General features: G+C 67.6%; 20 protein-coding genes. 9 read left to right on the plus strand and 11 right to left on the minus strand.

Annotation, left to right across the window (positions count from 1 at the left end; translation table 11 throughout):
• Positions 1-139: 139 nt before the first annotated feature.
• Genes F1D05_RS18345 through F1D05_RS18355 form a run of 3 tightly spaced genes read right to left on the minus strand, consistent with a single transcriptional unit; the run spans position 140 to position 3,220 of the window.
• Positions 140-1,078, minus strand: coding sequence for an ABC transporter ATP-binding protein (locus F1D05_RS18345; RefSeq protein WP_185448785.1), 939 nt, complete (start codon positions 1,076-1,078; stop codon positions 140-142).
• A 13-nt stretch (positions 1,079-1,091) separates the two neighbouring features.
• A complete protein-coding gene (locus tag F1D05_RS18350; RefSeq protein WP_185448786.1) occupies positions 1,092-2,150 on the minus strand; it encodes a FecCD family ABC transporter permease in 1,059 nt (352 codons plus the stop codon).
• Positions 2,150-3,220, minus strand: a complete 1,071-nt coding sequence (locus F1D05_RS18355) for a FecCD family ABC transporter permease (RefSeq protein WP_185448787.1) — start codon at positions 3,218-3,220, stop codon at positions 2,150-2,152. The genes F1D05_RS18350 and F1D05_RS18355 overlap by 1 nt, the downstream gene beginning before the upstream one ends.
• A gap of 116 nt (positions 3,221-3,336) precedes the next feature.
• Here F1D05_RS18355 and F1D05_RS18360 point away from each other — a divergent pair, with 116 nt between their 5' ends.
• Complete coding sequence (locus F1D05_RS18360; protein ID WP_185448788.1) at positions 3,337-4,161, plus strand: siderophore-interacting protein; 825 nt, start codon at positions 3,337-3,339, stop codon at positions 4,159-4,161.
• A 71-nt stretch (positions 4,162-4,232) separates the two neighbouring features.
• On the opposite strand, the gene F1D05_RS18365 is transcribed toward F1D05_RS18360, so the two are convergent.
• Positions 4,233-5,450, minus strand: coding sequence for an alginate lyase family protein (locus F1D05_RS18365; protein WP_185448789.1), 1,218 nt, complete (start codon positions 5,448-5,450; stop codon positions 4,233-4,235).
• A 191-nt stretch (positions 5,451-5,641) separates the two neighbouring features.
• On the opposite strand from F1D05_RS18365, the gene F1D05_RS18370 reads away from it, so the two are divergent.
• A complete protein-coding gene (locus tag F1D05_RS18370; RefSeq protein ID WP_206686264.1) occupies positions 5,642-5,941 on the plus strand; it encodes an IS110 family transposase in 300 nt (99 codons plus the stop codon).
• Positions 5,877-6,605: a transposase gene (locus tag F1D05_RS18375; protein ID WP_206686265.1), complete on the plus strand. Its 729-nt coding sequence runs from the start codon at positions 5,877-5,879 to the stop codon at positions 6,603-6,605. The genes F1D05_RS18370 and F1D05_RS18375 overlap by 65 nt, the downstream gene beginning before the upstream one ends.
• 272 nt (positions 6,606-6,877) lie before the next feature.
• Here the strand turns inward: F1D05_RS18375 and F1D05_RS18380 are convergent, their stop codons facing one another.
• Both F1D05_RS18380 and F1D05_RS18385 read right to left on the minus strand, forming a co-directional pair.
• Positions 6,878-7,435: an RNA polymerase sigma factor gene (locus F1D05_RS18380; RefSeq protein ID WP_185448790.1), complete on the minus strand. Its 558-nt coding sequence runs from the start codon at positions 7,433-7,435 to the stop codon at positions 6,878-6,880.
• Between the two features lie 288 nt (positions 7,436-7,723).
• Positions 7,724-8,146, minus strand: coding sequence for an ISAs1 family transposase (locus F1D05_RS18385; RefSeq protein WP_206686266.1), 423 nt, complete (start codon positions 8,144-8,146; stop codon positions 7,724-7,726).
• Positions 8,147-8,611: 465 nt separating this feature from the next.
• On the opposite strand from F1D05_RS18385, the gene F1D05_RS18390 reads away from it, so the two are divergent.
• Positions 8,612-9,292, plus strand: coding sequence for a glycoside hydrolase family 88 protein (locus F1D05_RS18390; RefSeq protein WP_206686267.1), 681 nt, complete (start codon positions 8,612-8,614; stop codon positions 9,290-9,292).
• Here the strand turns inward: F1D05_RS18390 and F1D05_RS18395 are convergent.
• Positions 9,272-9,862 (minus strand): TetR/AcrR family transcriptional regulator, encoded by a 591-nt coding sequence (locus F1D05_RS18395; protein WP_185448791.1) that lies wholly within the window; start codon positions 9,860-9,862, stop codon positions 9,272-9,274. The two genes, F1D05_RS18390 and F1D05_RS18395, sit on opposite strands and share 21 nt — an antisense overlap.
• 91 nt (positions 9,863-9,953) lie before the next feature.
• Between F1D05_RS18395 and F1D05_RS18400 the strand changes: the two genes are divergently transcribed.
• A complete protein-coding gene (locus F1D05_RS18400) occupies positions 9,954-10,655 on the plus strand; it encodes an SDR family oxidoreductase (RefSeq protein ID WP_185448792.1) in 702 nt (233 codons plus the stop codon).
• Here F1D05_RS18400 and F1D05_RS18405 read toward each other — a convergent pair.
• Positions 10,652-10,891 (minus strand): hypothetical protein, encoded by a 240-nt coding sequence (locus tag F1D05_RS18405; RefSeq protein ID WP_246486797.1) that lies wholly within the window; start codon positions 10,889-10,891, stop codon positions 10,652-10,654. The two genes, F1D05_RS18400 and F1D05_RS18405, sit on opposite strands and share 4 nt — an antisense overlap.
• Between F1D05_RS18405 and F1D05_RS40410 the strand changes: the two genes are divergently transcribed.
• From F1D05_RS40410 to F1D05_RS18420, 3 genes are all read left to right on the plus strand, one after another.
• Complete coding sequence (locus F1D05_RS40410; RefSeq protein ID WP_246486798.1) at positions 10,872-11,573, plus strand: sialate O-acetylesterase; 702 nt, start codon at positions 10,872-10,874, stop codon at positions 11,571-11,573. The genes F1D05_RS18405 and F1D05_RS40410 overlap by 20 nt on opposite strands.
• Positions 11,574-11,662: 89 nt before the next feature.
• Positions 11,663-11,815 (plus strand): hypothetical protein, encoded by a 153-nt coding sequence (locus F1D05_RS18415; protein ID WP_185448794.1) that lies wholly within the window; start codon positions 11,663-11,665, stop codon positions 11,813-11,815.
• A 133-nt stretch (positions 11,816-11,948) separates the two neighbouring features.
• Entirely contained in the window at positions 11,949-13,961 is a 2,013-nt protein-coding gene (locus F1D05_RS18420; protein WP_185448795.1) for a serine/threonine protein kinase, read from the plus strand.
• A 35-nt stretch (positions 13,962-13,996) separates the two neighbouring features.
• Here the strand turns inward: F1D05_RS18420 and F1D05_RS18425 are convergent, their stop codons facing one another.
• Together F1D05_RS18425 and F1D05_RS18430 are read right to left on the minus strand one after the other, a co-directional pair.
• A complete protein-coding gene (locus tag F1D05_RS18425) occupies positions 13,997-15,289 on the minus strand; it encodes an adenylosuccinate synthase (RefSeq protein WP_185448796.1) in 1,293 nt (430 codons plus the stop codon).
• 338 nt (positions 15,290-15,627) lie between these two features.
• A complete protein-coding gene (locus tag F1D05_RS18430) occupies positions 15,628-16,113 on the minus strand; it encodes a VOC family protein (RefSeq protein ID WP_185448797.1) in 486 nt (161 codons plus the stop codon).
• 89 nt (positions 16,114-16,202) lie between these two features.
• Here F1D05_RS18430 and F1D05_RS18435 point away from each other — a divergent pair, with 89 nt between their 5' ends.
• Positions 16,203-17,024 (plus strand): helix-turn-helix transcriptional regulator, encoded by an 822-nt coding sequence (locus F1D05_RS18435; RefSeq protein WP_185448798.1) that lies wholly within the window; start codon positions 16,203-16,205, stop codon positions 17,022-17,024.
• Here F1D05_RS18435 and F1D05_RS18440 read toward each other — a convergent pair.
• Positions 17,015-18,247, minus strand: a complete 1,233-nt coding sequence (locus F1D05_RS18440) for an MFS transporter (RefSeq protein ID WP_185448799.1) — start codon at positions 18,245-18,247, stop codon at positions 17,015-17,017. The two genes, F1D05_RS18435 and F1D05_RS18440, sit on opposite strands and share 10 nt — an antisense overlap.
• Between the last annotated feature and the right edge of the window lie 38 nt (positions 18,248-18,285).

An 18,285-nucleotide genomic window follows, 5' to 3' on the forward strand; every position in this document is an offset into this window, starting at 1 on the left:
TTTCCAGCCATCGCCCACGTCATCCGATCCGCGACGGAGCGGCCGGCCGCCCCGGCTGTTCGCTTGAACCTGGACCAGCGGACCACGTGCGGCTGACCGCTAGTCGCGACGGAGGAGGGCGCGAAGCGGGGGTCTTTCGTCAGCGTTGGGTGGGTCGGCAGATTCCGTTCGCGGCGGAGGACGCGGCGAGGGCCTTCGCGGCTGGGTTCTCGGTCCCGACACCCCCGCTGACAGCGTTGTCGGCGGCAACGGGTCCGCCGGCCGCGTTGGTGCGGGGGGTGTGGCGGCCGATGGGGACGACCATCGGCGTACCGGCCACCGGGTCCGGGATCACCTTGACCGCCAGGCCGAAGACGTCCTGGACCACCTGCTCGGTGATCACCTCGGCCGGGTTGCCCTCGGCAACGATCGCGCCGTCCTTCATCGCGATCAGGTGGTCGCCGAAGCGGCAGGCCTGGTTCAGGTCGTGCAGCACCAGGACGATGGTCCGATCGTCTCGCTTGTTCAGGTCGACCAGCAGATCGAGCACCTCGAACTGGTGGGTCAGGTCGAGGAAGGTGGTCGGCTCGTCGAGCAGCAGGATGCCGGTCTCCTGCGCCAGCGCCATCGCGATCCAGACCCGCTGGCGCTGACCACCGGACAGTTCGTCGATCGGGCGGTCGGCGATCTCCAGTACGTCGGTCGAGGTCATCGCGTCGGCGATCGCCTCGTCGTCGGCCGACGTCCACTGCCGGATCCAGCCCTGCCGCGGGTACCGGCCGCGACCGACCAGGTCCGCGACCGTGATGCCTTCCGGCGCGGTCGGCGACTGCGGCAGCAGACCGAGCCGGGTCGCGACCTCACGGGTCGGGATCTGGTGGATGCTCTTGCCGTCCAGCAGCACGGATCCCCTGCTGGGCTTGAGCAACCGGGCCAGCGTCTTCAGCAGGGTGGACTTGCCGCACGCATTGGCGCCGACGATCACACTGATCTTGCCGGCCGGGATCCGGACCGACAGGTCGTGGATGATCTCGCGATGGTCGTAGCCGACGGCAAGGTTCTCGGCGGCCAGACTGTGGTCCACCGCAGGCTCGATCATGGGGGTCTCCATTTCAGCCACCACTCCCCACCCGGTTGGCCCGGGCCAGCAAGAACATCAGGTACGGCGCGCCGACGACGCCGGTGATGACACCGACCGGCAACTGGGTCTCCCCCAGCGCGTGCTGCGCGATCAGGTCGGACAACGACACCACGAAGGCACCGATCAGAGCGGACACGATCAGCGCCGGCCCCGCCGACCGGGTCAGCCAGCGGGCGATCGGCGGCGCCACGAAGGCCACGAAACCGATCGGCCCGGCCGCGGCCGTCGCCATCGCGGCCAGCAGCACGGCAACCACGATCAGCCCGAGCCGCGAAAGCTCCACTCGCAAGCCCAGCCCGTACGCCGTTTCGTCGCCGAACTGAAGGATCCGCAACCGATGCACCAGGAAGATCAGCACCGGCGAAAGCACGACGAGGGTGATCGTCATCCAGCGGACCTGCGTCCAGTCCCGCCCGTTCAGGCTGCCGGTGAGCCAGATCAGCGCTTGCTGGGCGATCTCGACCCGCGCCTTGGTCAGCAGGTACGACGTGAGGCTGGTCGCCATCGCGCCGATTCCGATCCCGATCCCGACCAGGATCAGCCGGTAGCTGGAGACACCGCGTCGCCACGCGAGCAGGTACATGATGATGGCGGTCAGCAGCGCTCCCGCGATCGCGAGTCCGGCGATCGCAGCGCCGGCCAGACCAAGCGTGACGATCGCGAACACGGCGAACGCACTGGCGCCGTACGTGACACCGATGATGTCCGGGCTGGCCAGCGGATTGCGGGCGATGCTCTGGAAGATCGCACCGGACAAGCCGAGAGCGAGGCCGACCAGGAGACCTGTCAGCGCCCGGGGCAATCGGAGCGTGTTCACGATGAACTCGGTCGCCTTGTCGCCGCCACCGAACAGCGTCTTCACCACGTCGCTCACCGGGATCTTGAAGTCCCCGAGTGAGAGCGAGACGCAGAAGATCACGAACACCACAGCGGCGAGGACGGCCGTCACGACCAGCGACCGGGCCCGCCGGGCAGCCCGGGCCCGCGAGATCACCTGGGCCGGCGAATGTTCCGCGGTCACGCTCGCCATCAGAGGTCCGCCAGCTTCCGGCGGCGTACCAGGGCGATGAAGAAAGGCGCCCCGAGCACGGCGGTGACGATGCCGACCTGGAGCTCGCCCGGCTGCGCGGCGACCCGGCCGATGACGTCGGAACCGAGCAGCAGGATCGGGGCCAGCAGCATCGAGTACGGCAGGATCCAGCGGTAATCCGGCCCGGTCACCAGGCGCGCCACGTGCGGGATGGTGAGGCCGACGAAACCGATCGGTCCCGCCGCGGCGGTGGCAGCTCCACAGAGCAGCACGACTGTGACCGCGGTGAAAATCCGTGCCAGCCCGACCCGCTGCCCCAGCGATCGGGCCACATCGTCACCGAGTGACAGAGCGTTGAGCACCCGGCCCGAGACCAGCGCGAGCGCGATGCCGATCAGGATGAACGGCGCCACCTGGCCGACGACGTCCGAGCCACGGGCGGACAGCGACCCGACCGCCCAGAACCGGAACTGGTCGAAGGTGTCGACGTCCCCGATCAGCAGCGCGGTCGTGAGCGACCCGAGCATCGCTGTCAGGGCCGCGCCCGCGAGCGCGAGTTTCACCGGCGTCGCGCCTTCTCGTCCGAGTGAGCCGAGCGCGTAGACCGCGACCGAAGCGGCGGCCGCGCCGGCGAAGGCCAGCCACACGTACGCCGTCAGGCTGGTCAGGCCGAACCAATAGATGCCCGCGACAACGAAAAGCGCCGCGCCACCGTTGACGCCGAGAATGCCCGGATCCGCCAGCGGGTTGCGCGTCACGCCTTGCATCAACGCACCGGACAGTCCGAGCGCGGCGCCGACCAGCAGTCCGACCAGGGTTCGCGGCACTCTGAGCGAGTGGACGATCACGTGATCGGTGTTGGACGCGTCATAGTGGCGCAGGGCATCGAACACGGTCGAGAGCGGGATCTGCCTGGAGCCCACGGCGATGCTCAGCAGACAGACCACCACCAGCAATGCCACACAGCCGACCAGGCCCAGGATCAGCGGGGTGCGGCGGGCACGCGAGCGGCGCCTGGGCGCAACTGCGGTCGCTGGCCGGGTTGCGGCGGCTGTAGGCGGCGGGGGCATTGGATTTATAGATCCTCTTAGGTAAGGCTAACCTTTAGATGCCTGAGGATAGCCCGCTCGTCATCGGGCCGCACCCGAGCACCCCTGCCTTGTCAGTACTTTCATCGGAGACCGGTATGACGACAGTGCTCGAGCGCCCGATCGCGTTCGACTCGGTACTCGCCACCGTGGCGTCGATCGAGGACCTCAGCCCGCATCTGCGCCGGGTGACCTTCGTGGCGCCCGAGCTCGCCGAGGTGGTGACCGCCGGTCCGGATCAGCGGATCAAGGTGCTGCTCTCCCCGCCCGACGGCGGCGTACTGCGGTTGCCGGTCGGCCCCGAGTGGTACGCCGACTGGTGCTCGATGCCGGCCGAGGAGCGCTTCGTCATGCGCACCTACACGGTCCGCGCGCTGCGGCCCGAGGTGGCCGAGCTCGATATCGAATTCGTCCTGCACGGTGTGAACGGGCCCGCGTCGGCCTGGGTGAGCGACGTCGAGCCGGGTGACGAGATCGGTCTGATCGTGCCGTTCTCGGTCGACACCAGCAGCATCAAAGGCCTGCTCAACTCAGGCGTCGACTACGTTCCGCCCGCGACGAGCATCAGCCGCGTCCTGGTCGCCGACGAGACCGCGCTGCCGGCACTGGCGGGCATCCTCGAGCAGCTTCCGGCCGCAGTACGGGCCACTGTCTTCGTCGAGGTTCCCGATCTGCGCGATATCCGCCCGCTGCCGAGCCCGGGCGAGGTGGACATCACCTGGATCACCCACGCTGATGCGTCCAATTCATTGCCCGCGGCCCTCAAAGCCGCCGATCTTCCGGACGACGTCGATTACGCGTGGGTGGCCGGCGAGTCCGGCATGATCAAGCAGGTCCGCCGCCACCTCGTCAACACCGTCGGCCTGCCCAAGTCCGCCGTCTCCTTCCAGGGCTACTGGAAACGCGGCGAGGCCCAGATCTGACTCGTCGCCGGTCCTTACGTCCGAAGAAGCGGAGGAACGTCCACTCCACTTCTTCGGACGTAAGCGAGGTGTCAGCTGGGGTTCTCAGCGTGGGTGAGGGTTTCCCAGGCGACGAACAGGTTGTTCGAACCTGCCGGGCGCTTGGACTCGGTCAGGGCCTGGGTGTTGGACATCGCGATGCCGAGACGGGTATGCAGGGCGTTGTAGCCGACTTCGGTGATCGGGCCGAGGCCGCGCTTGACGGTGCCGCCACAGAGCCAGGACGGAACTGCCTCCAGATTGCGCTCCCACCGGGACTGGAAGCCGAGCGCCTGACGCAGCCGCTCACCGAACTCGGGGTACAGGTCGATGCCCTGGATCCGGGACGTCTCCAGCACGTGCGAGATCGATGAGATCCCGTAGCCGGTGTGCGTGAAATCGCGGCAGGTCTCCTGGGTCAGCCCGTCGACGAAGGTGCCCTGGCCCTGCCAGTAGGCGACGATCTTGTCGCGGGTATTGAGGTTCTGGCTCGGCTTGGTCTTCGGCAGCGCGCCGTCCGAGGAGAGGTAGACATAGGCGGGCGTCCGGACCCGGAACAGTGAGATCGCCTTGTCGTAGACGGTCTGGTCGTCGAGGAACACCCCGATGCCCTGGATCGCCTCGGTCATGCTCAATTCCCAGTTGCCGTTGGAGTTCGAGCCGTTGACGATCTCGGGCAGGTAGACGTTGCGCAGCATCGTCTCGAACCGGCCCGCGTTCGGCCAGTTGCCGTAGACGTGCTTGATGATCTCGGCGGCCTTCGGCCACGACGAGGCCGACCACGCGGTCTGCAGCGGAGCGTTGCTGTTGGTGTGGTCGCTGATCGTGTTCGACCAGGCGTCCATCAGCGCGATCGACTTCTGCGCATAGCGATCGTCGCGGCCGATGTACCAGATCAGGGCGTCGGTGTACGCCGCGATCGCGTCCTCGCGCTCGTTGGTGCAGCCGAGGTTCGGGTCGGAGTACGGACCGCATTCCACCACCGCGCGTGGAGTCGGCGTCCGGCTCAAAGACGCGTAGTTGCTGTTCTTGGCCTGGTTGTAGGCGTTCGTCCACGGTTGGGCGCCGGCCTGCACCTTGGCGCGGACGAAGTCCAGCTGGGCGCGACTGGAGCCGACACCGGGATGAGTGAAGGAGGCCGGCGCGTTCACCGCGGCCGGCGCGCTGACAGCAGCCGGTCGCTGGGCCGCGGAGGCGGGATTGCTCAGTGCACCGGCGACCACGGCTGCGCAGGCAGCGGCGACCACGGGGATCAATGCCTTCTTTCGCATGGGCGGATGTCCTGTTCTAGGGGCGGTGGACTCCACGCTGCGGTCATTGGCAATCTGGCCCCCGCATACCGCAGAGTCTTTTCGGAAGTTTGACGACAGGGCGTGAAGGCGTCAATATCCCAGCAGCGGGAATTTGTTCTGGAACAAAGTAACGATTTGTCCCATCCCGCAATGGAACAAAGTGAGGTCCCGTGCATTTCACCACCAAGCACTCCGCGGAGGGGATCGTGCTGCTGATCCGCAGCCTGGCCGAACATGGTGACGCGACCGATATCCCGATCGGGATCGAACGCCCGAACGGGCGGCTGGTCGACCTGCTGCTCGAGGCCGGACACCCGGTCGTGCCGGTCAGCCCGAACGCGACCAAGACCTGGCGCGAAGGCGAGGTGCTGTCCGGAGCCAAGTCCGACGCCGCCGACGCCGCGGGTGATCGCCAAATACCTGCGGTTGCGCCAGCACCGGCTGCGCACGGCGGCGCCGTACTCGGGTGAGACCAAGGCGGTGCGGACCGTGGTCCGGACCCGCGATGACCTGGTCGAGATGCGGGTCGCGGCGGTCAACCAGCTGGCCGCGCACCTGGGCGAGAAACGCCTCGCGGCGTTCTGCCGCGCCCGTGGCTACTCCGGCAAACGACCCGCGGCTGGCTTGCTCCAACGGCTGCGGTCGGCCCCGGCCGGCACGACCGACCCAGCCCTGACCACCGCGCTGCGCGATGCAGTCCTCGCCCTGGTCAACGTCGTGAAAGCGGTCAACGCCGCCGTCAAGGACCTGGGCCGCTCGGTGACCGCCCGACTCGAGGAGAACCCGGACGGCGGGATCTTCACTTCGCTGCCAAGGTCGGGTCAGATCAACGCCGCCCAGATACTCGCCGAGTGGAGCGACTGCCGCCAAGCCTACAAGGACCCCGATTCTATCGCTGCACTCGCCGGCTGCACACCCGTCACCAAAGCCTCTGGCAAACATCAGGCAGTGCACTTCCGGTGGGTCTGCAACAAACGGTTCGCAAAGCCATCACCATGTTCGCCGACAGCAGGCGCCACGCCAGCCCCTGGACCGCACGCCCTACAACCCCACCAACCACGGCGCCGCAGCAACGCTCAACCAGCAGACAGCCTCTCGACCTGCTGCCTGAGGTTGACACAGGGAGTGTCATGAGATGTCCCTCGACGGCTCCAATCGGCATTGCCCATCCACACATTTCCGCTCTAGGCGTCCGCGGGATATGGTCTGCACCAGTCCGACCACCCAGCACGTCGGACAGCCACGGAGCGCCACCACGCCCGCAGGCAGGAGCAGCAGGCTGATCCACCCGACGACGGGGGCCAGCACAACCGAGGCGGCGACGAGGCCGAATCCGATGACTCCACGCGCCAGATGAACGGGTAGGGACCTGCTGGCGAACGACGGTGGCTTGGTCTCTTGATTGCTCATTGAGGTGTGCTCTCCTCCGGGATGTCCAGGCGGGCTCGCACGGTGGCGCGGGCGCGGTGCAGCCGCGACTTCATCGCCGCTGTGCTCAGCCCGAGCAACTTGGCGACTGTCTTTCCCGGCAGGCCCTGAATGTCACGCATGATCAGCACGCGGCGCTGATCGTCGGGCAACGACGCGATGGCGGCTGCCAGGCGTTCGACCTCCAGCCTGCTCAGCACGTCGTCCTCGGCAGAGGGGGCGACTACCTCAGGGAGCGTCTCATCGCGCTGTGCAAGGGTCCGCGCACGGCGCAGACATTCGTTGCGCACGATGCGGAACATCCACGACGCGAGCGCGGTCGTCGCCCGCAGCGTTCCGATCTTGCGAAACAGAACGATCATCGCCTCCTGGGCCGCGTCCTCGGCATCCTGGCTGCTCGCGCACAGCGAGAACGCGAAACGCCGGACATGTGGGTACGCACCTGAGACCAGCACGGCGATCGACGCCTCGTCACCACGCTGCGCTGCCAGAACGAGCTGGTCGGCCGGCCAGGACGATGGGGCGAAGTCAGCCATGGTTCGACCTCTTGCGCATCCGCAGGAACACAACACAACTGCACACCAGCACCGCCACGACCACCATAGCGACAATGACTACGGTCATCGAACCTCCTTCAACGCGTCGGCCTCGTGGCCGCTCATCCATAAGAGCCGTCAGCCCGGAGAAAGGATTCGGCCTCCGCCTCAAGTTCCTCTGGCGCATCGAACACGAATACCGCGAACTCAAGACCGGCGTCGGCCTGGACCACTTCGAAGGCCGCAGCTGGACCGGCTGGCACCCCAGGGTCCCGGCAAAGTCGCGTTTTAGCTGGTCAGGAGCAGGTTGAGGATGGTTTTGGGGTCTCGGGCGTGGTGTCGTAGGCGTTGGGCGATGTTGTCGGTGCCGGTCAGTCGTAGGAGGCTGATCGCGGTGTTGCGCAGGGTGGCCATGACTTGTGGGCTGTTGCCGGTGCGGACTTGGGAGCGGTCTTCGTCGTAGGTCACGTCGCGGATCCAGTGGAGCCGGTTCTCGATGCCCCAGTGGCCTCGGACCCAGGCCGTGAGGGTGGCTGGTGGTGCTTGCTGGTGGCCTGCTGAGGTAGTCAGGTAGACGACTTCGATGGTTTTCTTGCCGTTGCGTGTGACGGTCCGCCGGACCTGTGCGATCTGGGTGGCGCCGGCGAACTCGACCCAGGGCCGGGGCGGTGGTGACCTTGATGGTCCGGGTTGTTCTGCGGCCGTGTCCACGGCTGGTGACGGTGTGGCTCGGAACGTCTTTCCAGGGCAGGCCTTTGCAGGCTTTGTGGAGGTTGGGCTGATTGCCTTTGACAGTGAAAACGTAGTCACCTCCAGCGGTGGTGATCTGCTGCGCGGTGTCCGCAGTGGGAGAAGATGACATAGACGGGTGTGGTTCTCCGGTTGGACGGTGAGTGTGAGAACTTCCATCCAAGCCCCACGAGCCACACCCGTCACCCACGCCACACCGATCACACAGGCCTAAACCCGCAGGTCACAGCCCCATGCAACGACTTTGCCGGGACCCTGTGAGGTCCCGTCCCATGAGAAGACGCGTATTCCTGAGTCTCGGAACCGCCGCTCTGGCCGCCCCGGCACTACCCTCCGCAGCAACCGTCGCCCCGATTCCGAAGACGGGTGGGCCCGGTCCACCTTCTTCTCCGGCCTGATGGCCGCCTTTCGGCTGACCGATGACCGATGACCGATGACCGGCGATATCTCGATTACACCAGGAGCTGGGCCGAGAAACACGCCTATGGAATTCCCGGCGGCGTCACGACCCGGCACGCCAACAATCACCATTGCACAACCACACCAAGCGGACCCGTGGCCTGTGGGTCTCGTCGAGCCGGCCTCTGGTACTGCGACGACCGATTCCTGCCCGGCAAGATCGTCTCGCCGAACGGGAAACCGGTGCTCTGGTCCCGCGGCAACGGCTGGGTCGGCGCCGCCCACGTGAAGACCCTGAAGGCGCTACCCGCAAATCAGCAGAACGTCGCCGAATACAGCAGTACGTTGACCCAATTGGTCACCGTTTTGCGGCCGATCCAGCGGTCCGACGGATTCTGGACCGTCAACCTCGGCGACCCGCAGCACCTACCGGGTCCGGAGACCAGCGGGACCGCCTTCTTCACCTACGCGACGGCGTACGCGATCAAGGCCGGCCTGGTCGCGGCCACGTCGTACCAGGCGGTCGCGGCCAGGGCCTGGAACGGGATGGTCGCGACGGCGGTCCACCCGGGCGGCTTCCTCGGCTATGTCCAGAAGGTCGGCGACGGGCCGGAGTCGAGCCAGCCGATCACCTACGACTCCACCGCGGACTTCGGGGTTGGCGCCTGCCTGCGGGCAGGCTCCGAGCTAGCGGGTCTGGCCGGCTAACTCGGAAGGCCGCACACCCGCCGCGATGAGGATGGCTTCAGCCATCCTGATCCCGGCACCACCGAGCGCCTGGGCCCGTACGACGGCCCGGGCGCTCGCGCCGTCGAAGACCATCGTCAGCTGGACCGCCAACTCTTCGGGGGCGGCCGCTCCGGCAGCCAGCAGTTCGCCGTGGAAGAAGTCGGTCAGCCGCTGCTTGAAGTGCCGCGCCACCACGCTGCCCGGGTGCTCCGGGTTCTTCAGCTCGACCGCCGTACTCAGGAACGGGCAGCCGTAGAACCCGTCCCCCGCGGTGAGCCGGTCCTGCTTCTGAAAGACCGCCAGGATCCGCTCCCACGGCGTCGACCCGTCGTCGACGCCCGGCTCCAGCGCCTGCTGGTACGCCGGTCCGACACTGGCCAGGCTCTCGGCGATCAACTCGTCCTTGGAGCGGAACAGCTGATACATCGACTTCTTCGAGACGCCGGCCGCCTTGCAGAGCGCGTCCACGCCGATGTTCAGGCCGTCTCGGTAGAAGAGTTCGCCCGCCGCGTCCAGCAGCCGCTGACGGGGTGTCGCCTGGGTGGTCATACCTCGAGCGTACCGGCTCGGCTTGCGTTTGGAAACAGATCGGTTTACAGTGGGGAAACCGAATTGTTTCCCCTCTCTTACCGGAGTCATCGTGACCACACTCGAAGGTGCAGTCGTCCTCGTCACCGGCGGCAGCCGCGGAATGGGCAAGGCAATGGTGGACGACCTGCTCACCCGTGGGGTGAAGAAGGTCTACGCCACCGCCCGCAGCCCGAAGCCGAGCACCGACGACCGCGTCGTGAACGTGCCGCTGGAGGTCACCGACCCGGCCTCGATCGAGGCGCTGGCCGCAGCCGCCCCGGACGTCACCGTTCTGATCAACAACGCCGGGGTCACCGGCGGCAGCAGCCTCCTCGAGTCGCCGGTGGAGGAGATCCGCGACGTCTTCGAGGCCAACTTCTTCGGTCCGCTGAACGTGATCCGCGCCTTCGTGCCGATCATCGAGCGCAACGGCGGCGGCCACGTCCTGAACATGCACTCCGTGCTCTCGTGGATCACCTTCGGCGGCGCGTACCCGGCCAGCAAGTCCGCCTTCTGGTCGCTGACCAACGCGCTGCGACTCGACCTGCTCGACCGTGGCATCGGCGTCACCGGTCTGCACGTCGGCTACGTCGACACCGACATGACAGCCGGCATCACGGACCCGAAGTCCAAGCCGGAGGACATCGCCAAGCAGGCGCTGGACGCGATCGAGACGGGCGCCTTCGAGGTGGTCGCCGACGAGATCAGCCGCAACGTCAAGGCCGGCCTCTCCGCGGACCTCACGGCCCACTACCCGCAACTCAAAGGCTAACTGCCCCAGCGAAGGATCCACCGGACCCCGGCTTCCGCGAGCAACATCGCGCCGGTGCAGACCGAGCCGATCCAGGCCAGCCGCGGCGCGAGTTCGGCGATCCGGGCCGGGATGATCCCGCGACGGGCTTCGGCCCAGGCGCCCCGCTCGGCCCGGTTCATCCAGCCACCGCCGGGGACGAACAACCCGTCCGGCATACCGAGACCCGCAGGCGCCTTGAAGCGCAGCCCGTTCATCCCCTCGACCTCGACCGGCCCGTCGAGACCGACCAACGCCAGCTCGATCCCGTACGCCGGGAGGCGGAGCTCCACACCTCGAACGGGGCAGTCGAATGCCGAGGCGGCCAAGTTCAACGGCGCCGCGAACGGCGAGGAATCCCCCTATCTGCGGAGCTTCGGCAGCTCGACCTCGGACGGGCCGATCTCCGGCGCCGACCGGGTCTGGCACTACGCGACCGGTGACGTCACCACCCAGTCGGGCTCGGTCGGGCAGTGGGCGATCCGGATGGGCCGGCGGCTCGTCGACACCTACAAGGTTCCGGTGGCCTTGTTCAACGGCGCGCACGGCGGTCAGCCGATCGCGTTCTTCCAGCGCAACGATGCGAACCCCGACGACCTCGCCACGAACTACGGCAGGCTTCGGCAACGGCTGCAGGCGGCCGGTGTGATGGCCCAGGTCCGCGGCGTGCTCTGGTACCAGGGCGAGTCCGACAACGACAACGTCCCGGTCCACGTCACCGGTTTCGCCTCGCTGATCCAGGACTGGCGATCCGACTTCGGCACTGCGGTCTCCGGTGGCAGCCGGTACTACGTGTACCAAGTCCGCACCTCCCCCTGTGGCAACACGACCGCCGTGAATCTCCGCGAGGCCCAGCGCCGAACCCGGCCAGCGTCACCGCAAACGGGTCGCAGTTCGTAGTACAGCTCCGATCGTCTGATCCGCTCACTGTCGACGCCGGCGCAGCTGCCGACTTTCGGGTAGAGGGTTCAGCCGCCACTGTCACATCTGTGGCCTACCAACCGGGCGGCAAGCTCGTGCTCACTCTCTCCGGCCCAGGCGCCACCGGCCTGACGTACCAGGGCCACCTGGGCGCCGGCCCGTGGATCACCAACGCCACTGGGACCGGACTGCTCGCGTTCACCCTGCCAGTGACCCCCTGACGAGGACGCGGCCGGTGCCCACCGCCTCAGGGCACCGGCCGTTGCTTGTGAGCTGCGCTATTTGCCGAAGTGGGTTGAACGCGTTCGGTAACGAACCGCACGAGTGGGCTTGCGCCGACGTACCTTAGATTCCATGTCAGTGACAGGGGGACGTCCTACCGCACCGGTAGACGTGGATGCTGCCACCGTGATGGACGAGCAGGTCGGGCCTTACAAGCTGCTCCGCCGACTCGGCCAAGGCGGCATGGGGGTCGTGTACCTGGCCGAGGGGCCGGTACACAAGGAGGTCGCGCTCAAGGTACTGCGGCCGCATGTCGCCCACGACCCGACCGCCCGGGCCCGCCTCGAGCGGGAAGCGACCACCCTGACGAAGGTCAGCCACCCTGGCGTCGCCGGCATCCTCGACCACGATCTGCGCAGTGACAGGCCGTACCTGGTCACCCGATTCATCCCCGGCCGGCCACTGGACGAGCAGGTGGACGACCGTGGGCCACTGACCCCGCAGCGCTGGCTGCCGCTGGCCGGCTGCCTCGCGGAGTCGCTGCAAGCGGTCCACCAGGCCGGTGTGATCCACCGCGATCTCAAGCCGGGCAACGTGATGATGTTCAACGGAAAGCCGGTGATGATCGACTTCGGCATCGCCCAGGCCGCCGACGACCTCCGGCTCACCCAGACCGGCCTGGTGATCGGTACGCCGGGTTACCTCGCGCCGGAGCTGATCGAGGGCGAGATGGTGTCCGAGTCGGCCGACTGGTGGGGCTGGGCCGCCACTGTCGCCTACGCGGCCACCGGGCGGCGCCCGTTCGGCAAAGGCCCGTTCGAGGTCGTGCTGCATCGCGTCCACACCGGCAAGGCCGATCTGGAAGGCCTGGACCCGCGGCTGAAGCCGTTGCTGGCGGCCGCGTTGTCACCGGCCCGCGGGGACCGGCCGACCCAGCTCGAGATCATGACCGGCCTCAACCGGTACGCCGAGGGCCGCGACGCGCTGATCCCGGATCCGACGACCGCGGTGGTCGAGAAGGAGACGGTCCAGGTCAATCCGCCGACCGCAGTGATGACTCGGGTGATGCCGGCGGACGCGATCGCCGCTACGGCGGTTGCCGGCCACGACCCGGCCGAGGTCGCGGGCCTGGTGCCGTCGGTCATTCCGCCGCTGTCGGCCTTCTCGCCACTGCGGGACAAGCTGCGGGACGTGGCCGCCCAGCAGAAGGCGAAGGCGGCGACTCCGGCGCCGGTCCACCCCGCTACCTACAGTCCGGTGCCAACTGCAGCGGCGCCACCTGCGATGCCCTTGTCTTACCAAGGCGCGCCCGGACAGGGCATCGCGCCGTACCAACCGACGTACCCGCAACCGTCGTATCAACCCCAGTACCAGCCCCAGACCTACCAGCCTCAGCCGCAACCGTCGTACCGGCCGGAGCCGCCGCCGTACCAAGGTCCGCAGCCAGGGCACGGCGTGGTGGCCAAGCAGCCTGCTGGAGACACTGCAGCACCCGCCAACCAGCAGGCAGCTCGCTCTGTCGTCCTGGTGGCTCTCATGCTCGCCCTGTCCGGACTGATGGCTCTCTACCCGGGCTTCGGGCTACTTGTCACCGCTCTGCTGCTCGCGTTCGCCAGGACGGTCGACCGCGGCAGTACTGCGCTGATGCGCCGTCGCCAGGTTCGCGGTGGACGCGGTAAGTCGGACGGTGTGATCGCGATCGCGGCCAGCCCGGTTCACCTGATGGCAGCATCGCTGATCACGCTGTTCTGCCTGATCCTGCCGGTCGTCATGGGCTTCATCGTCGGCGGCGTCGTGACCGCCGGAGCGGCAAGCTCACACGGGACCGACTGGGAGCCGCTCTCCGCGATCGGCTTCGGCGCCGGCGGCGTCGCGGGACTCCTCACCGCCTGGTGGGGACCAGGTGGCAGCTCGTTGCGACGAGGCGCCAAGATCACCGTGCGCTCGGCCTTCCGGCCGGCCTGGTTGAGCCTGCTCGTCGCCGTCCTACTGCTGGTTCTCGCCGTCGCATCGTTCGTCGGTGCCACCAACGGCTCCGGCTCCCAGTGGGCGCGTGGCGACATCCACCTGCCCTCGACCTCCAGCCTGACCGACTTCCGCGGCTACCCCCTGATCCGCGACCTGCCCATCATCGGCCGCAACTGACGCCACCCCCGGAGTGTCCGGGGGTGGCAGCAGCCTCAGATCCGGTTGTCGAGGATCACCATCTGGGAGCGCTCCGGGCCGACGCCGACCGCGGAGATCGGCGCGCCGCTGATCGCCTCGACCGCCTTGACGTAGGTCTGGGCGTTCTTCGGCAGGTCCTCGAACGTCCGGCAGCCGGTGATGTCGTCGTCCCAGCCGTCGAACTCCTCGTAGACCGGCACGGCGTGGTGGAACTCGGTCTGCGTCATCGGCATCTCTTCGTGCCGGACCCCGCCCACGTCGTACGCGACGCAGACCGGGATCTTCTCGCGCCCGGTCAACGTGTCCAGCTTGGTCAGTACGAAGTCGGTCACGCCGTTCACGCGAGCGGCATACCGGGCGATCACGGCGTCGTACCAGCCGCAGCGCCGCGGCCGGCCGGTCGTCGTACCGAACTCGAAGCCCTGCTGGCGCAGCCATTCACCGTCCGCGTCGAGCAGCTCGGTCGGGAACGGCCCCTCGCCGACGCGGGTCGTGTAGGCCTTGATGACGGCCATCACGCGGTCGATCCGGGTCGGCGGGATGCCGGAACCGGTGCACGCGCCCGCGGAGATAGCGTTCGACGAGGTGACGAACGGGTAGGTGCCGTGGTCGACGTCCAGCAGGGTCGCCTGACCCGCCTCCATCAGGACCGTCTTGCCCGCGTCCAGCGCCTTGCCGAGCAGCAGCGGTGTGTCCGCGACCATCGGCCGCAGGCGCTCGGCGTACCCGAGCAGCTCCTCCATCACCTCGGCGATCTCGACCGCGCGGCGGTTGTAGACCTTCACCAGCAGCTGGTTCTTCTGCTCCAGCGCGCCGGTGACCTTCTGCTCCAGGATCTTCTCGTCGTACAGGTCCTGGACCCGGATGCCGATCCGGTTCATCTTGTCCGCGTACGTCGGGCCGATGCCGCGCCCGGTGGTACCGATCTTGCGGCTGCCGAGGAACCGCTCGGCCACCTTGTCCAGGGTCCGGTTGTACGGCGGGATCAGGTGCGCGTTGGCGCTGACCACCAGCCGGCTGGTGTCGACACCGCGGGCGTTCAGCGCGTCGAGCTCCTCGAACAGCACGCTGAGATCGACCACCACCCCGTTGCCGATCACCGGCGTCACGCCGGGTGTCAGGATCCCGCTCGGCAGCAGGTGCAGCGCGTACTTCTCGGTGCCGATCACCACCGTGTGGCCGGCGTTGTTGCCGCCGTTGAACTTCACCACATAGTCGATCTCGGCCCCGGTGTTGCCGAGCAGGTCGGTCGCCTTGCCTTTGCCCTCATCGCCCCACTGGGCGCCGACGAGCACGATTGCGGGCATCTCAGCCCTCCTCTTCACGCGTCGGCCCGGGACGACTTCATCGCCGTCGCACAAGCCGGCCGCTCGGAAAACGGTGAAGCCCGGACATCACCGGATGTTCGTCCGGCGACCGTCCAGGCTCTTGCGACAGGAGTCTACCGGACCTGCGCATTACCATGCTGCGGCCGCTCCGGATGGGCACCACGTGACATCCAAGTGTCACGGCGCACGCAGTTCGTCACGACGGGTTGCAGATTTCCGTGATCACGTGCACACTCTTAGTCAGCGGCCCGCCGAAACTGCCGCAGGGGACGGTTCCGGCGGGCCGCTTTCTCGTGCCCGGAGGTCGGTAGAGGCCCTCAGTCGAGGCCCTCGGGGTTCGAGGCGAGCCACTCCTTGACCCGGCGGTCGGCCTCCTCGCGGGAGACGTCCTCCACCTTCGTCAGGATCGCCCAGCGATGCCCGAACGGGTCGATCACCGTGCCGAACCGGTCGCCGGTCATGAAAGTCTGGACCGCCTCGACCTGCCGCGCGCCCGCCTCGATCGCCCGGGCGAAGGTGGCGTCCACATCCGGCGTGTAGTGCACCAGCGACGAGTGCACCCACTCCCCGTTCGGCGCCCGCAACCCGATCTGCGGCATCTCGTTGCTCAGCTGCAGCATCGAGTTCCCGATCTTCAACTCCGCCTGGCCGAGCCGGCCGTCCGCCATGTCCTGCCGGCTGATCACCTCGGCGCCGAACGCCTGCTGGTAGAACTCGATCGCCTTCGGACCGTCGTCGACCGCGAGGTACGGAGTGAGCGAGTGGTAGCCGTCGGGGATCGGGTTCACCTTGTTCGTCGTCATGGCATCAGTCTTCGCGGCGGGCACCCGGCCGGTCTTGTAAGAACGCGACAGGCCGGATTCTGTCGGCGGCTTGTCGTAGCTTTGGGGCTGTGCCGACTGAGCCGACCGACAGCGAGAAGGGCATCCTGCATCCGCGCGAGCAGGCCCGGCACCGAAGCCTGAAACGGCTCGCGGCCGGTCCCCGCATCGACCGGTTCGTGGAGTGGTACTGGATCGTCGAGTGGGACCTCCGCGAGCCGTACGTCGCTGAGGTGCTGCCCTACCCGAGCGTGAACGTCACCTTCGAGCAGCCGGGTGGCGCGTTCGTGAACGGCGTCTGCACCCGAAAGTTCGAGCGCGAGCTGACCGGCCGCGGCCGGGCCTTCGGGGTGAAGTTCTGGGCCGGCGGGTTCGGCGCGGTGACCGGCCTCGACGTCGGCTCGTTCCGCGACCAGGTGCTGCCGCTGCGCGACGTGTTCGATGACGCCGACCGGCTGGCCGACCTGGTCTTCGCCGAGGACTCCGACCTCCGCCGGCGCGCGGTCTTCGAGGCGTTCCTGTCCGACCACCTGGTCGACACCGACCCGTCGTACGAGCTGGTCCGGACCGTCATCGCGGCGATGGGCGCGGACCGCACCCTCACCCGCGTCGACCAGGTCACGGACCGCTTCGACCTGCCGATCCGCAAACTCCAGCGGCTCTTCCGCCGCTACGTCGGCGTCGGCCCCAAGTGGGTGCTCCGCCGCTACCGGCTCCACGACGGTGCCGATCTGCTGGCCCGCGGCGAGGTCGCCGAACTGGCCGACCTCGCCCACGCCCTCGGCTATTTCGACCAGGCCCACTTCTCCCACGAGTTCAAGGAACAGATAGGTCTGACCCCTGCCGACTACGCGACCCGAGCCAGCATCGAACGCCAAACCACTTACCGCTGACCGGCCGTTCTGGAACGGGTTCTGGCCACGACGATCGCCATGGTGGCGGCGAGGAGCGTGGCTAGTAGGGCTTGGGCGAAGCCCAGGCGGGGGCCGTGGGTGTCTACTGCGCGGCCGGCGATGGCGGCGCCCAGGGCTATGCCGGCGGCGCTGCCAGAGTTCAGCCAGGTGAAGGCCTGGGTGAGGATTGCGGGTTCTACCTCGGACTCAACGAGCACTGAGGACAGGACCTGGATCGGCGCCAGAGCGAGACCCGGTAAGGCCAGTGCGAAAGCGAGGCCCAGCGGGCTGTCGACGAACAGCAACGGGACGCAGGTGACGGACAGGATGGCCATGGCTGCGACGAACTGCATGCGGGCAGGTAGCCGCCAACGCCTTGTGCCATAGACGAATCCGGCGATCAGGCTGATCAGACTGGTGATGCTGTAGAGCGGTCCGGCGAGAGAGGCTGATCCTCTGCCGACAGCAAAGGCTGTCACCGAGACCTGCATGCTGCCGAAGAACAGGCCGACGCCGACGGTCGCACCGACCATCGCCAGGAATCCCCTGTGCAGCAAGCGTTCTGAGCTCACCTGAGGGCGGCCAGCAGTTGCTGGCGGCGCAGTACTGCGTTGCACGGCGAGCGAGAAGCCACCGGCTAGCAGCAGGCTGGTTGCCAACACGGAGCCGACTACCGGGGATACCAGGGCGCTGACTGTTCCGATCAGCGCGGGGCCGACCAGGAAGGCCAGGCCAGTGCCCAGTGATTCCAGGGCGAAGGCCGACGAGATGACGGGATCACCTCGGAGCACATGGGACCACCGTGCTGCGGTCTGCGCTCCGATCTGCGGTAGCGATCCACCAGCGAGTACTCCGGCCAGGACCAGCATCCACAGTGGTGAGGCGGCCAGGGTCAGAGCGATCAGTAGGGCCATTGCCGATGCGTGCAGCAACAGGGTGATCGGCAGCATGCGGCTCTGGCCGTACCGGTCGATCAGCTTGGCGACCTGTGGTCCACCGACCGCTTCAGCTACTGCGAAGCCTCCGGTCACGGTGCCGGCGACGGCGTACGAGCCGGTTGAGCCGTGCACCATCCAGACGATGCCGAGGCCGGTCATGGCGATGCCGATGCGAGCGGGCGCAGCGGCTAGGTAGAACTTCCACGCTCCGGGAGTACGCAGTACGGCGCTGTAGCCGCTCTGCTGCCTTTCGGGCGTGCGGATCCGTCCGGAGAGAACCGGCACGGTAGTACCTTCCGCTGCCCGGCGGGGCGGTGATCTGA

Origin of the sequence: Kribbella qitaiheensis (assembly GCF_014217565.1) — a bacterium.
Classification (GTDB): Bacteria; Actinomycetota; Actinomycetes; order Propionibacteriales; family Kribbellaceae; genus Kribbella; species Kribbella qitaiheensis_A.